This is a genomic window from Collinsella aerofaciens (assembly GCF_019131995.1).
Taxonomy (GTDB): domain Bacteria; phylum Actinomycetota; class Coriobacteriia; order Coriobacteriales; family Coriobacteriaceae; genus Collinsella; species Collinsella aerofaciens_S.
Genome location: NZ_JAHONA010000013.1, coordinates 39,166 through 53,498, shown reverse-complemented (window position 1 = coordinate 53,498; position 14,333 = coordinate 39,166). Strand labels below are relative to the sequence as shown.

Genomic DNA, 14,333 nt, shown 5'->3' with positions numbered 1-14,333 from the left:
ACGCGCATAAAGAAAGCCTCCCATTTCTCATGTCCAAGAAATGGGAGGCAGTTCAGTAGTGGCAAAGAGGGGCTTTTTCGTTTCCCTCTTGCGGCGGAGGGGGACACCATGCGCCTATACAGGACGACCTGCGCGCTTTCGTCGGATGACGGGCTATGTGTCGAGATGGGGGTCTCGGGTGGAGGCCGCGTCGCGGTCGCGGTCGGCCAGCGACCATCGGTACGGCTCAATCGTATTACCAGAACTAGTAAGGAGCCGCCCTTTCGGACGACTCAAACTGTAATGGGGCTTTTTTAGCTACCCCGGCCGTTACTCCGCCAAAGCATTCGCGCTATCTGCCGGGGTGGCTAAAATAGCCCCGTCCCAAATTAGCTACTCTGACCAAAATCCCTGGGACAAATACTTCTGATAGATTTTGTCTTTCTTGGCTATTGCGTAGTTTAAGAGATTCCATTCCAATAATTACAGCTTTTTGCTAAAGCGTTTTAGCAGTTTATACCGCTTTTGACCTGCGACTACGTTGTACTGGTATCTTCATAAGGTAACCACCTTTACCTACCGTTTACCGCCAGTTTTAGCACGTTTACCAAACCGCGCAGCCTCTGCTCAAGCCCGCCCAAAACCCGCCGTATAGTTCCCTCACGGTCCGCATCCGGCGGGTCGATTCGTTACCACGGTCGTGTGTGCGAACACATAGAAGGGGAAGTATCGTGAGCGATTGCAAGAGGGTTTACCGTTTTGGAACCGACGCCCAGGGCACTTGTGTCACCGAGGGCGACAAGTCTATGAACTTTGTGCTTGGCGGCAAGGGCGCTAACCTTGCCGAGATGAGCCGTATCGGCCTGCCGGTCCCCGGTGGCTTTACCATTACCTGCCAGACCTGCGTTGAGTACTCCGGTGCCGGCAATGTTTGGCCTGCCGGCGCGCTTGACGAGATCGTTGCCGCCGAGGCCGACCTCGAAGCCCGCTGCGGCAAGAAGCTCGGAGATGCCAACGATCCGCTGCTCGTCTCGGTGCGCTCTGGCGCTCCGTTCTCCATGCCCGGCATGATGGACACGGTCCTCAATCTGGGCCTCAACGACGATTCCGTCCTGGGCCTCATCGCCCAGACGCAGAACCCGCGCTTTGCTTGGGACAGCTATCGCCGCTTTATCCAGATGTTCTCCAACGTCGTCATGGGCGTCGACGCCGACCTGTTCGAGAACGCCCTGACCCAGGCCCGCCTGGTTGCCGGCGTCCGCGTCGATTCCGAGCTTTCGGCCGAGGACCTGCAGGAGCTCGTCGAGACCTTCAAGGGCATCTTCTCCGCCAACGTCGAGGCCGCCCTGTACCCCGAGCTCGAGGTCGCCGATGGTAAGCCCGTCTTTCCGCACGATCCGGAGCTCCAGCTTCGCCTTGCCATCCAGGCCGTCTTTGGCAGCTGGATGAACGAGCGCGCCTGCATTTACCGCAAGCAGCACGGCATCTCCGACGAGCTCGGCACCGCCGTCAACGTCCAGGCCATGGCTTTTGGCAACAAGGGCGAGACCTCTGCGACCGGCGTCGCCTTCACCCGCAACCCGGCCGACGGCACCAAGGAGTTCTACGGCGACTTTCTGGTCAACGCCCAGGGCGAGGACGTCGTCGCCGGCATTCGCAACACCGAGCCCATCGCCGATCTCAAGACCACTCCGGGGCTTGAGTCCGCAGGCGAGGAGCTCGAGCGCGTCTTCCTGACGCTCGAGGATCACTATCGCGACATGTGCGACATCGAGTTCACCATCGAGCAGGGCAAGCTCTGGATGCTCCAGACCCGCGTGGGCAAGCGTACCGCCACCGCGGCCCTGCGCATTGCCATCGAGATGGTCGAGGAGGGACTGATCACCCGTGAGGAGGCTGTGAGCCGCATCGACCCTGCACAGCTCGACCAGCTCCTGCATCCGCAGTTTGATTCCTCCAAGAAGTATGAGGCGCTCGCATGCGGCCTTAATGCCAGCCCTGGTGCCGCCGTGGGTGAGGTCGTGTTCTCGAGCGATGACGCCGTCGCGCGTTCCGCCGAAGGCCACAAGGTCATCCTGGTCCGCTGGGAGACCAACCCCGACGACCTGAAGGGCATGGTTGCCGCCGAGGGCATCCTGACGAGCCATGGTGGCAAGACGAGCCACGCCGCCGTTATCGCCCGCGGCATGGGTACGCCCTGCGTCTGCGGTGTCGAGCGCTTCCATATCGATGCCGCCGAGAAGGTCGTGCGCATCGAGGGCAGCGATCGCGTATTGCACGAGGGCGACATCATTTCCATCGACGGTACCCAGGGCATTGTTGTCGATGGCGCGATCGACCTGGTCTCCGCCGAGCTCACCGGCGACCTGGATGCCATTCTGTCCTGGGCCGACGAGATTCGTCTGGAGGAGAGCGACGGGCACGCCAACCACGTGCGCGTCAACGCCGACAACCCCGAGGACGCCGCGCTCGCACTCGAGTTTGGCGCCGAGGCTATTGGCCTGTGCCGCACCGAGCACATGTTCCTGGGCGATCGCAAGAACATCATCCAGAGCTTTATCCTTTCTGACGATGAGGCCGTGAAGCAGCAGGCCCTGGCCGACCTGCTCAAGGTTCAGACCGAGGACTTCCTGGCGATGTTTAAGACCATGTCCGGTCGCGATGTGGTCGTCCGCCTGCTCGATCCGCCGCTTCATGAGTTCCTGGATAATCCTCGCGAGCTTGAGGTCGCCATCACCAAGAAGGAAGCCGCTGGCGCCAGCGAGGAAGAGCTTGCCGTCTTGCGCGCCCGCCTGCGTCGCATTGACGGCATGGTCGAGTCCAACCCGATGCTCGGCCTGCGCGGCGTGCGCCTGTCCGTCGTCTTTGGCGATCTGCCGCTCATGCAGGTCCGCGCTGTGGCCACGGCTGCTGCCCGCCTTCTCAAGGATGGTGTCGACCCACGCCCCGAGATCATGGTTCCGCTCGTTTCCATCACGGCAGAGCATGTCCAGACCCGCGAGGTCATTGAGCGTGTCATCGCCGAGGTTTCCTCCGAGGAAGGTGTCGAGCTCAACATTCCCGTGGGCACGATGCTCGAGCTGCCGCGCGCCTGCATGGTCGCCGACGAGATCGCCCATCATGCCGACTTCTTCTGCTTTGGCACCAACGACCTCACCCAGACGACCTTCGGCTTCTCCCGCGACGATGCCGAGGCCAAGTTCATTCCGCTGTACCTGCACAAGAAGATCCTGAAGGACAACCCCTTCGAGACCATCGACACGGCGGTGCTGGAGCTCGTGCGCTTGGCCGTCGAGAAGGGCCGCGCCACCAATCCCGACATGCACTTTGGCGTGTGCGGCGAACACGGCGGCGACCCCAAGTCCATCAAGGGCCTGTTTAACGTGGCCGACGTGGACTACGTGTCCTGCTCGCCCTATCGTGTGCCCCTCGCACGTCTGGCTGCCGCCCAGGCCAAGCTCGAGGCCAAGCGTTCCGCCTAGCGTTTAGCGTTTAGACGCCTAGCGTAGCCCCCCTTCATACCGCCCGTCTCATTCGTGAGGCGGGCGGTTATCATGTGCGGGTTTTGTCTTTTTGTCTGCGCAAAAAATTGTTCTTGCAGCAGAAACCCGCGCGTGTATACTCGAATACGTTTGTTCAACTACGTGCCGGCCAAGGTGGTACGGCACCTCTAGAAGAGTAAGGAATTGCACATGGATTACATCCGCGCAATCGAGCGTCAGCAGATCCGCGAGGACATTCCTCAGGTTCGCGTCGCCGACAACGTCAAGGTTCACTACCGCATTAAGGAAGGCGACCGCGAGCGCATCCAGGTCTTCCAGGGCGACGTCATCCGCATGGCCGGCGCCGGTGCCCGCGAGACCTTCACCGTCCGCAAGATGTCCTTCGGTGTCGGTGTTGAGCGTACCTTCCCGCTTCACAGCCCCAAGATCGCCAAGCTCGAGGTCGTTCGTCATGGTCGCGTCCGTCGCGCCAAGCTGTACTACCTCCGCGACAAGGTGGGCAAGGCTGCTCGCATCCCCGAGAAGCGCTAAGAAGATCGCAGCGTCTGTCCACTCGTTTGGACACAAGGGTCACCTTCGGGTGGCCCTTCTTTTTATCTGATTTGCATGCAAGGAGGGCCTGGTATGGCCAACATGACGAGCTCGGTTTCGGCATCGCAGGTTGCCGGTGAGTTGGCGAGCGCTACGTTTGAGGAGATTCCTGCCCTCGTGGAGCATTATCGCGAGGATCCGCGCCAGCAGGTGATCAAGGCTTGTGAACGCGCCCTCAAACGCCATTCCAAAGAGGTCGCCGAGCGCGAGCGCGTCAATGGCATGTACGAGCTTATGCATGAGCTTGGCGGCGATGGGGTGGTCGTTGGTGTCGACGAGGTGGGTCGCGGATCGGTGGCCGGTCCCCTGACGGTGTGTGCCGTGTGCCTTCCCATGGAGCCGCGCATCTGGGGCATCAACGATTCCAAAAAGCTCACGCCGGCGCGCCGCGAGCTGCTCTCCGTGAAGATTGCCGAGGTGGCGACGGCGATCGGTTTTTGCCATATCGCGCCGAAGGATATCGATGAGATGGGCATGGCCCGTGCTATCCGTACCGCCGTTGCGGGCGCCGTGGCCGATACGGGACTTGAACCCGACTGCGTCCTCATGGATGGCAACCCCTTGGGCGCCGTTCCTAACGAGCGTGACGTGGTGAAGGGCGATGCCAAGATCGCCTGTATCGCCGCGGCGTCCATCATGGCCAAGGTCACGCGTGATGAGATGATGGTCGAGTACGATGCCGAGTATCCCGAGTACCATTTGGCCGAATCGAAAGGCTACGCAAGCCCCGAGCACATCGAGGCCATTCGCAAACATGGACTTTGTCCTCTGCACCGCGTGAGCTTTTGCGGAAACTTTCTGCAGACTGAGCGCCTTTTCTAGGTCAATTGTGGAGACAGGGACCTCTGGGGTTTTATAAACCTGCTGGTAGCGGGCCGTATGCAACACCATTGCTGCATACGGCCCGTTTTTTGACGGCATTTGGTTAGCTTTTGGTTTGCTTCCGGTACTTACCCGCATGAAAGGTGCCCTCATCATCGGGGCAATTCAGTGTGCGGGAAAGGAGACCCTATGAGTGCCGCAAGCAAAAAGAGCAAGACGCAGCAGCTCAAGGAGCGTTGGGAAAACGGCGAGCTCGACTGCGGGGCGATGACGCCCGAGTTTATCAAGGGACTCAGTCCCCGCGAGCTGGGCATGCTGGGCGAGCTGATCACCATCGACTATTTTAACGAGCGCGGCTACACCTTGCTGGAGCAGGGTTATCGTTGCACTGAGGGCGAGGCCGATCTGGTGCTGCTCGATGAGCTCGACGATGTCGTGGTGATGGCCGAGGTCAAGACCAGACGCGTTGCACTGGATTGCGACACGCGGGTCTTTCCCGAGGAGGCCGTGGACGCCCAAAAGCAACGCCGTTACCGCCGCATCGCAAGTTGCTACCTCATGGAGCATTATCCGCTCAAGGCGATTCGCTTCGATGCCGTGGGTGTCACCATTCGTGGCGGGCATATTGCCGAGATCGAGCATCAGTACAACGCGTTCGATTGGCAGGTGTCGTGATGGCGTTCGAGACGTTTGCCGTTCACGCGGCCTGCATCCGCGGCGTCGAGGCGATTCACGTCACGGTCGAGGTCTCGCTTGCCGGTGGCGTTCCGGGCATCCAGATGCTCGGCATCCCGAGTATGGAGGTGATGGAGTCACGCGGTCGTATTCGCTGCGCGATGCGCTCCGCCGGGTTCGAGATCCCGCGCTCGGGCATTACGGTCAATCTGGCGCCCGGCGATATTCGCAAGACCGGTAGCGGCTTTGATCTGCCCATCGCCATCGCGGTATTGGCGGCCGATGGTCAGATTCCCCGCGACAACCTCGATCGTTGTCTTATTGCTGGTGAGCTTGGCTTGGACGGTACGGTGCTTCCCGTCAAGGGCGAGGTGGCGTTTCAGCTATTGGCGCGTGATATGGGGCTGTCTTTTATCGCCGGCAGGTCCGACCAGCATGTGCCACTCGCGGGCGTGGATTGCGGCTTTATCGATCATTTGTCTCAGCTTGCTCATGGTATGGGCGATGCCGCGCGGCGCTACTTGGATTCTGAGGGCGTCGAGGCGACCTTTGAGCCCGAGCTCGACTATGCCGACGTACTGGGGCAGGAGGTTGCCAAACGCGGCATGGCGCTGGCGGCAGCGGGTGAGCTCGGTTTGCTTATGATCGGGTCCCCGGGATCGGGCAAGACGATGCTCGCCCGTCGTATGACCGGCATCCTGCCCGAGCTTTCCGTTGAGGACCAGCAGGAGGCGCTGTGCATCCATTCGGTCTTGGGCGAGAACATCGATGGATTATTGGCAGGTCATCGGCCCTTCCGCAGTCCCCACCACAGTATTTCAACGGCGGGCCTCATTGGCGGAGGACGCCCGGTGCATCCGGGTGAGATCAGCCTTGCTCATGGCGGCGTGCTCTTTTTGGACGAGCTTGCCGAGTTTCCCACGGGTGTGCTGCAGACGCTGCGTCAGCCCATCGAGCGCGGCTATGTGAGGATCGTACGCGTCGACGGGGCCTTTACCTTCCCGTCGCGCTTTCAGCTGCTGGCTGCGAGCAATCCCTGCCCCTGCGGTTTTTTGGGCGATCGCGAGGTACCGTGTCGCTGCTCAGCGGCGATGGTCGAGCGCTATCGGTCTAAACTGCGCGGCCCTTTGGCCGACCGCATCGACATGATGATCGATGTGACCCGTCCCGACCCCCAGGTGATTATCGAGGGCGCAGAGGGTATGTCGTCGGCCGAGTTACGTGACTACGTTGTGCGCGGTCGCGCTTTTCGCGCTTGGCGCGAATCCCGTATGGACGATGCAGATGCCGAGGCCGAGGATGACGAGACGCGGTCCATTGACGGCGTCGTTTCGACCTTTGAGCTTGATGATGCTGCCGAGAAATGCGTACTCGGCCTATCCAAACGCACGCATCTCACAGGGCGTGGCATCGTGCGCCTGGTTCGCATTGCGCGTACGATCGCAGATGTCGCCGAGAGCGAGCAAGTGACGCAGGACCACGTGCTCGAGGCGGCGATGTACCAGGGAAGGAGGGACCAATGATGGCCGAGGGGACCTTCGAGCTGCATCCAGGTGATGCGTTGTATCCCGAGACCGTTTTGGAGCTTTCTGATTTACCCCAGACGCTTTATGTGCGCGGCAACCCCGAGGTGCTTTCGACGCCCGCGCTCTCCATCATCGGCGCGCGCAAGGCCTCGCCGTATGGTCTTGCCGTGGCAGAGCTTGCGGCGAAGGTGGCGGTTGAGGCGGGAGTGACGGTAGTTTCGGGCGGTGCGGTCGGTTGTGACCAGGCCTCGGGTTGGGCTGCGGTCAACGCCGGCGGCAAACACGTTGTGGTGCTGGGGACGGGCGCCGACGTGGTCTACCCGCGTTCGAGCGCGGGGCTGATTACGCGCACGCTTGATACGGGTGGCGCGGTCGTGTCGATCTCTCCGTGGGGCATGGGTCCGCGCAAGTTCGCCTTTCCGCGCCGCAATCGCGTGATCGCGGCCCTGTCGCAAGCCCTCTTTGTATCCGAGGCGGGTATGCCTTCCGGGACGTTTTCTACAGCCGAGGCTGCTATGGATTTGGGGCGCGAACTTCTTGCCGTGCCGGGGTCGATCCTATCGCCCGAGTCGCGTGGCACGAATTACCTCATTGCGAACGGTGCCTGCTGCATCGTCGACGAGGAATCTATCGAGATGGCTATCTCACGCATCTACGGAACCCTGCGCTACTCGCGCCCCGATGCTCCCGGCATTGCCGACCTGGATCCAACGCAGCAGACCGTGATGCATGCGCTCATCGCCTCTCCGCTCAAGGTCGACGACATCGCGGCGCTCGTCTCGCTCGATGCTGTCGGCGTACTCAAACTCTTGGGTTCGCTTGAACTCGAGGGTCTTATCGAGCGCATGATGGATGGAAGGTATGCGCCCTCCAAGTTTGCCCTTCACGCCCAGACACCCTTCGGTCACAATGGAAAACGTGTCAATTAGAAAGGTGTTTGCAGATGCAGTTCGATCAGGTGACAGTTATCGGTGGCGGTCTGGCGGGTTCGGAGTGCGCGATCCAGCTGGCAGATCGCGGGTTTGCCGTAAAGCTGTGCGAGATGCGCCCCCAGGTGAGCTCCCCGGCCCACCATACCGATCACCTGGCAGAGCTCGTCTGCTCCAATTCGTTTAAGTCGACCCGTCCGGATTCCGCGGCTGGTTTGCTGAAGGCCGAGCTTGAGCGCATGGGTTCAGTTCTGCTCGATTGCGCCCATCGCGCGGCTGTTCCCGCCGGTGGCGCCTTAGCGGTCGATCGCGTCAAGTTTTCCGAGCTTGTCGAGGCCGAAGTTGCCGCTCGTCCCAATATCGAGGTCGTGCACGGCGAGGTCACGCAGATTCCCGAGGGCCACGTGGTCATTGCCGCGGGCCCGCTGTGTTCACCTGCGCTGAGCGAAGAGGTCATGAAGCTCGTCGGTGGCGACGCCCTTGCGTTCTTCGATGCCGCGGCGCCGATCGTCGATGCCTCCACGCTCGATATGGACGTGCTGTTCTCGCAGTCGCGCTACGAGGAGCAGGGGAGCGGCGACTATCTCAACGCTCCGCTCAACAAGGAGGAGTACGAGGCCTTTATCGAGGCGCTTACCACGGCCGACCGCGTGGTGCTCAAAGACTTTGAGGGCGGCGATCTGTTCCAGGCCTGCCAGCCCGCCGAGGAGGTCGCGCGCACGGGCAAGGATGCCATCCGCTTTGGTGCCATGAAGCCCGTCGGCCTCACCGACCCGCGTACCGGACGTCGCCCCTGGGCGGCGATTCAGCTGCGTGCCGAGAACAAGGAGAAGACCGCCTATAACCTGGTGGGCTTCCAGACCAACCTGACCTTTGGCGAGCAGAAGCGCGTCTTCCATATGGTGCCGGGCCTGGAGAACGCTGAGTTCTTCCGCTACGGTGTCATGCACCGCAATACCTTTGTCGACGCCCCGCACGTGCTCGATGGCACCTTTGCCGTGCCCGGTACCGGCGTGCGCCTGGCCGGTCAGATCACCGGCACCGAGGGGTACATGGAAGCCGTGGCGACAGGTCTGCTCGCGGCGCTCAACACCTATGCCGAGGCTATCGGTGCCTCGGGCGTCGAGTTGCCGCGTGTGGGCGCCCTGGGTGCGCTCGTGGGTTATGCGACCGATCCTGCCACCGTGGGCTATCAGCCTATGCATGTCAACTTTGGCCTGGTGCCGCCGCTCGAGGACGGTAAGCGCCGCAGCAAGCGCGACCGCTACCAGGCCTATGCGGACCGTGCGCTCGAGGCCCTTGATGCCTATCTGGCCACTCGCTCCGATCTGTTTGGAGGCGACCGGTCATAGCCTTTGACCTGTACGACACCGTTGACTCGTTTATCGCCTATATCTCACGTGTCGAGGGGCTTTCTCCCAACACGGTGACGGCCTATGGCTCGAGGCTGGAGCGCTTTGCTGCCTGGTGCGAGCGCGAGGATATAGATGCTTTCGCTGCCGACGTGCGCACCATTCGTCGCTATCTTGCCGAGCTTTCGCGTGAGCAGGTGGCTCCCCGAACGCTTGCGGCACACCTGTCTGCCGTTCGCTCGCTTTATCGGTGGATGGCTGCCGAGGGGGTCGTGGAGGGCGATGCGGTCTCGGCAATTTCCTCGCCCAAGCTCCCGCGCGATCTACCCGGTGTGCTGACGACCCAACAGGTGGAGGCGCTGCTCAAGACGCCTGATACCTCAACACCCGCGGGACTGCGCGATGCGGCGATGCTCGAGCTGCTCTATGCCTCGGGCGCCCGTATCTCTGAGCTCGCAGCACTCAATGTGGAGTCCATTGCGTGGTCCGAACGCACGCTGCGCCTGTGGGGCAAGGGGAGCAAAGAACGTATCGTCCCTCTGTATCGTCGTGCGCTCGAGGCGACGCGTCTCTATATTGAGGAGGGGAGGCCGGAGTTGCTCGCTCGGGCAAAGCGCCGTGACCCCGCTACCGGGGCGCATCCGCTGCTTATATCGGCGCGCGGCAATCGCATGAGTGCCGCCATGCTCAGGCGGCGGTTCCATACGCTGGCGACACTTGCCGGCATTCCGGCCGACATCGCCCCGCATGCGATGCGCCATACCTTTGCGACCGACTTGCTCGAGGGCGGTGCGGACCTGCGCTCGGTTCAAGAGCTGCTAGGCCATGCGAGCCTGTCCACGACGCAAATCTACACGCACCTCACGCCCGATCGGCTCAAACGTGCCGTGTCTCAAGCCCATCCCCGCGGCGAATAGTGGCTGGGACGTCCCGCGCCGCACTCAGGTGTGTGGTTTTGATTGCGGGTTGGCAGGAAGAAGCATTCCTGCTATCATTCATCGGGTTGCTTCACGGCAACATGTTTTTATCACGCACGCGCGGCTACTTCATACCGTGGTGCCCGGGCTTTGGTAGCACATGTCCGGGTTGGTTTTGGAGGATGACCCCGCGCGGAGGCAAACCACAGGAGGTTTAACATGGCTACCAAGATTAATATCCGCACCCTGCTCGAGGCCGGCTGCCACTTCGGTCACCAGACCCGTCGCTGGAACCCCAAGATGAAGCCGTTCATCTTCGGTGAGCGCAACGGCATCTACATCCTCGACCTCAAGCAGACCATCCTCGACGCCGACCAGGCCTACACCTTCGTCAAGAACGTCGCTAAGGGCGGCAACGTGCTGTTCGTCGGCACCAAGAAGCAGGCTCAGGAGGCCGTCAAGAACGCTGCTGAGCGCGCCAACATGCCTTACATCAACCAGCGTTGGCTCGGCGGTATGCTGACCAACTTCGTCACCATCCGCTCCCGCATCAACCGCATGGAGGAGCTCGAGGCCATGGTCGAGGACGGCCGCATGGCAGTGCTCCCCAAGAAGGAGCAGGCTGTTCTCGGCAAGGAGCTCACCAAGCTCCAGACCAACCTCGGTGGCGCCCGCGACATGAAGGGTCTGCCCCAGGCTCTCTTCGTCATCGACACCAAGCGCGAGGAGAACGCCATCAAGGAGGCTCAGCGCCTGAACATCCCCGTCGTCGCCCTGATCGACACCAACTCCGATCCCGACGAGGTCGAGTACGGCATCCCCTGCAACGATGACGCTATCTCCGCTGTCACCCTTATGTGCGAGCTCATGGCTGACGCCTGCCTCGCTGGCTCTGGTAAGGAGCAGGTCTCCGAGGCCGAGATGGCCGCTGAGCCCAAGGCCGAGTAAATCAGTCTTAGTTAATTCTTTTTCATCTCTTTGAAAGGAACCACAATGGCCCAGATTACCGCCGCTATGGTCAAGCAGCTCCGCGAGATGACCGACTCCCCGATGATGGAGTGCAAGAAGGCTCTCGTCGAGGCTGACGGCGACATGGACGCCGCTGTCGACGTTCTGCGTAAGAACGGCCTTGCCAAGGCTGCCAAGAAGGCTGGCCGTGAGACCAACGAGGGCGCTGTCGCCGCGTTCGTCTCCGAGGATGGCAAGACCGGCGCTCTGCTCGAGCTCTCCTGCGAGACCGACTTCGTTGGCTCTAACGCCAAGTTCACCGGCTTTGCTTCCAAGGTCGCTGAGGTTGTCGCTACCACCGAGCCTGCTGACGTCGACGCTCTGCTCGAGAAGCCGATGGGCGAGGAGACCGTTTCCTCCGAGCTCACCGAGATGATTCACATCATGGGCGAGAACATGAAGATCTCCCGCTTCGCTGCCCGCAAGGCTGAGAACGGCGCGCTCGCTTCTTACATCCACATGGGTGGTAAGATCGGCGTCCTCGTCGAGTTCGCCTTCGAGAAGGCTGAGACCGCTCAGGCTGAATCCTTCAAGACCTTCGCTCACGACGTTGCCCTTCAGGTTGCCGCCGTCGCCCCGATCTGCGCTACCCGCGATCAGGTTCCGGCCGAGACCGTCGAGCACGAGAAGCAGATCTACATGGCTCAGGCTGCCGAGTCCGGTAAGCCCGAGGCTATCCAGGAGAAGATGGCTGTCGGCCGTCTGGAGAAGTTCTACAAGCAGTCCGTGCTCACCGAGCAGGAGTTCATCAAGGACAGCTCCCTCACCATCAAGAAGTACGCTGAGAAGGTCTCCAAGGAGCTCGGCGACACCATTACCGTCGTTGCCTTTGACCGTCTGGTCCGTGGCGAGTAAATAAGCTCTTGTAGCTGGTAATGAGCAGGCTGTGGGTTTTACTCACAGCCTGCTTTTTCATGGCTCTTCTTAGAGCCTTTGATAGAATGTTGAGAGTTCAATCTAAAGGAGGATCGCTTTGTCCGACATCCGATATAAACGCGTGCTTCTTAAGCTTTCCGGCGAAGCGCTGATGGGCGACGGCCAATATGGCATCGACCCCAAGGTTACCGACCATCTTGCTAAGCAGGTCAAGGAGCTGCTCGCCGTTGGCCATGAGGTCGGCGTCGTTGTCGGCGGCGGCAATATTTTCCGTGGCATGGGCGGCGCTGCCGGTGGCATGGAGCGTGCTCAGGCCGACTACATGGGCATGCTGGCAACCGTTATGAACGCGCTCGCCCTGCAGGATGCCTTCGAGCATAACGATGTTCCCTGCCGCGTGATGAGCGCTATCCAGATGAACGAGATCTGCGAGCCCTATATTCGCCGTCGCGCCATCAACCACCTTTCCAAGGGCAACGTCGTTATTTTTGCCGCCGGTTCGGGCAATCCGTACTTTACGACCGACACCGCCGCGGCTCTTCGTGCGTGCGAGATCGGCGCCGAGATTCTGATTAAAGCCACCAAGGTTGACGGCATCTACGACAAGGATCCCGTCAAGTGCGCCGACGCCGTCCGTTTTGACAAGATTACCTATCACGAGGTTCTCGTCCGCGGTCTGCAGGTTATGGATTCCACGGCTACGGCACTGTGCCAGGACAACCGTATGCCGATTTTGGTCCTCAACATCGATGGCGAGGACACCGTCAAGCGCGCGCTTTCGGGTGAGCCCGTCGGCACGCTCGTCTATCAGGAGGATTAAGCATGGCAGAGAACATCACCGCCCATATGGACAAGTCGCTCGAGTCCCTCAAGCATAACTTCTCCAAGGTTCGTACCGGCCGCGCCAATGCCAACATTCTGTCCGACATCACCGTCGATTATTACGGTGTTCCCACGCCGGTCACGCAGGTTGCCGCCGTCAAGACCCCCGAGGCCCACATGCTGCTCATCGAGCCGTGGGACAAGGCACTCATCAACGCTATCGTCAAGGCCATCGGCGCTTCCGATCTGGGTATTACCCCCAACTCCGATGGCACCGTCGTTCGTCTGCCGTTCCCGGCTCCCACCGAGGAGCGCCGTCGCGAGCTCGTCAAGGAGTGCCGCGAGTACGCCGAGCAGGCCAAGGTGTCTATCCGTAACATCCGTCGCGACTTCAACAACAAGCTCGAGCGCGATGAGGAGCTCACCGAGGATGATGTCCGTCGCGAGCAGGCCAAGGTCCAGAAGCACACCGATGAGTATGTCGCCAAGGTCGAGGAGCTTCTGAAGGAAAAAGAAGCCGAGGTCATGGAGATCTAAGGTGCAATACGACGAGCATAAACTGGTCGAGTACTTTGCCGACGCCCCTGCGGGCGTCGGTTTTTCCGACCTTGACCTCAATAACATTCCGCACCATATCTCGTGCATTATGGACGGCAACGGTCGTTGGGCCACATCGCGCGGTCTTGCACGCACCGAGGGCCACAAGGCGGGTATCGTCTCCCTTCGCGAGATTATTACCGCTTGCGTGCGTCTGGGCGTCGACGTGCTTTCGGCCTATGCGTTTTCTACCGAAAACTGGAACCGCCCGCAGCATGAGGTCAACGTCTTGATGCACCTGTTTGCCAAGACGTTCATCGACGAGCTGCCGCTTCTGAAGCGCGAAAACGTGCGCGTTGTCTTTTTGGGTGACATTTCCGCGCTGCCCAAGAAGACCCGCGACGTTTTTGAACGCGGTCTTGCCGAGTGCGCCGATCACACTGGCATGACGCTGGCGCTTGCCGTCAACTACGGCGCGCGTGCCGAGATTACCCGCGCTGTCCGTCAGATCGCACTCGACGCTGCCGCCGGTAAGATCGATCCTGCCGCAATTGATGACGACATGGTGGCTTCCCACCTCTATACCGCCGGCCTTCCCGATCCTGAGCTTGTGATTCGCACCTCTGGTGAGCTGCGCCTTTCGAACTATCTGCTGTGGCAGGTGGCTTATTCCGAATTCTACGTCACCGATACCTATTGGCCCGACTTTGATCGTTGGGGCCTTGTCGACGCCATTTTGGCCTATCAGGGCCGTGACCGTAGGTTTGGTGGTCTGAGCAAGACCGAGGAGGCTTAA

13 protein-coding genes are annotated in these 14,333 nt (G+C 60.9%); all 13 read left to right on the top strand.

What is annotated here, in order from left to right; genetic code table 11:
- Positions 1 to 710 precede the first annotated feature (710 nt).
- The 13 genes from ppdK (at position 711) to uppS (ending at position 14,333) form a co-directional block, all read left to right on the top strand.
- Entirely contained in the window at positions 711 to 3,461 is a 2,751-nt protein-coding gene (gene ppdK / locus KSY82_RS05840) for a pyruvate, phosphate dikinase (RefSeq protein ID WP_217750524.1), read from the top strand.
- A gap of 210 nt (positions 3,462 to 3,671) precedes the next feature.
- Positions 3,672 to 4,013, top strand: a complete 342-nt coding sequence (rplS, locus tag KSY82_RS05835) for a 50S ribosomal protein L19 (RefSeq protein ID WP_006236098.1) — start codon at positions 3,672 to 3,674, stop codon at positions 4,011 to 4,013.
- 93 nt (positions 4,014 to 4,106) lie between these two features.
- Complete coding sequence (rnhB, locus tag KSY82_RS05830) at positions 4,107 to 4,895, top strand: ribonuclease HII (protein WP_217750523.1); 789 nt, start codon at positions 4,107 to 4,109, stop codon at positions 4,893 to 4,895.
- Positions 4,896 to 5,084: 189 nt separating this feature from the next.
- Positions 5,085 to 5,570 carry a YraN family protein gene (locus KSY82_RS05825; protein WP_148331473.1) on the top strand — a complete coding sequence of 162 codons (486 nt, stop codon included), beginning with the start codon at positions 5,085 to 5,087 and terminating at the stop codon, positions 5,568 to 5,570.
- Positions 5,570 to 7,093, top strand: coding sequence for a YifB family Mg chelatase-like AAA ATPase (locus KSY82_RS05820; protein ID WP_217750522.1), 1,524 nt, complete (start codon positions 5,570 to 5,572; stop codon positions 7,091 to 7,093). Before KSY82_RS05825 ends, KSY82_RS05820 begins: the two co-directional genes overlap by 1 nt.
- Positions 7,090 to 8,025, top strand: a complete 936-nt coding sequence (locus KSY82_RS05815) for a DNA-processing protein DprA (protein ID WP_368042039.1) — start codon at positions 7,090 to 7,092, stop codon at positions 8,023 to 8,025. The genes KSY82_RS05820 and KSY82_RS05815 overlap by 4 nt, the downstream gene beginning before the upstream one ends.
- Before the next feature lie 14 nt (positions 8,026 to 8,039).
- Complete coding sequence (gene trmFO / locus KSY82_RS05810; RefSeq protein ID WP_217750521.1) at positions 8,040 to 9,377, top strand: methylenetetrahydrofolate--tRNA-(uracil(54)-C(5))-methyltransferase (FADH(2)-oxidizing) TrmFO; 1,338 nt, start codon at positions 8,040 to 8,042, stop codon at positions 9,375 to 9,377.
- Positions 9,374 to 10,294, top strand: a complete 921-nt coding sequence (locus KSY82_RS05805; RefSeq protein ID WP_217750528.1) for a tyrosine recombinase XerC — start codon at positions 9,374 to 9,376, stop codon at positions 10,292 to 10,294. Before trmFO ends, KSY82_RS05805 begins: the two co-directional genes overlap by 4 nt.
- 219 nt (positions 10,295 to 10,513) lie before the next feature.
- Positions 10,514 to 11,242: a 30S ribosomal protein S2 gene (rpsB, locus tag KSY82_RS05800; RefSeq protein WP_006236109.1), complete on the top strand. Its 729-nt coding sequence runs from the start codon at positions 10,514 to 10,516 to the stop codon at positions 11,240 to 11,242.
- A 45-nt stretch (positions 11,243 to 11,287) separates the two neighbouring features.
- Positions 11,288 to 12,157 (top strand): translation elongation factor Ts, encoded by an 870-nt coding sequence (gene tsf / locus KSY82_RS05795; RefSeq protein WP_217750520.1) that lies wholly within the window; start codon positions 11,288 to 11,290, stop codon positions 12,155 to 12,157.
- A gap of 118 nt (positions 12,158 to 12,275) precedes the next feature.
- Entirely contained in the window at positions 12,276 to 12,998 is a 723-nt protein-coding gene (pyrH, locus tag KSY82_RS05790) for a UMP kinase (RefSeq protein ID WP_217750519.1), read from the top strand.
- A 2-nt stretch (positions 12,999 to 13,000) separates the two neighbouring features.
- Positions 13,001 to 13,537 (top strand): ribosome recycling factor, encoded by a 537-nt coding sequence (gene frr, locus KSY82_RS05785; RefSeq protein WP_006236112.1) that lies wholly within the window; start codon positions 13,001 to 13,003, stop codon positions 13,535 to 13,537.
- A gap of 1 nt (position 13,538) precedes the next feature.
- Entirely contained in the window at positions 13,539 to 14,333 is a 795-nt protein-coding gene (uppS, locus tag KSY82_RS05780; RefSeq protein ID WP_117735162.1) for an undecaprenyl pyrophosphate synthase, read from the top strand.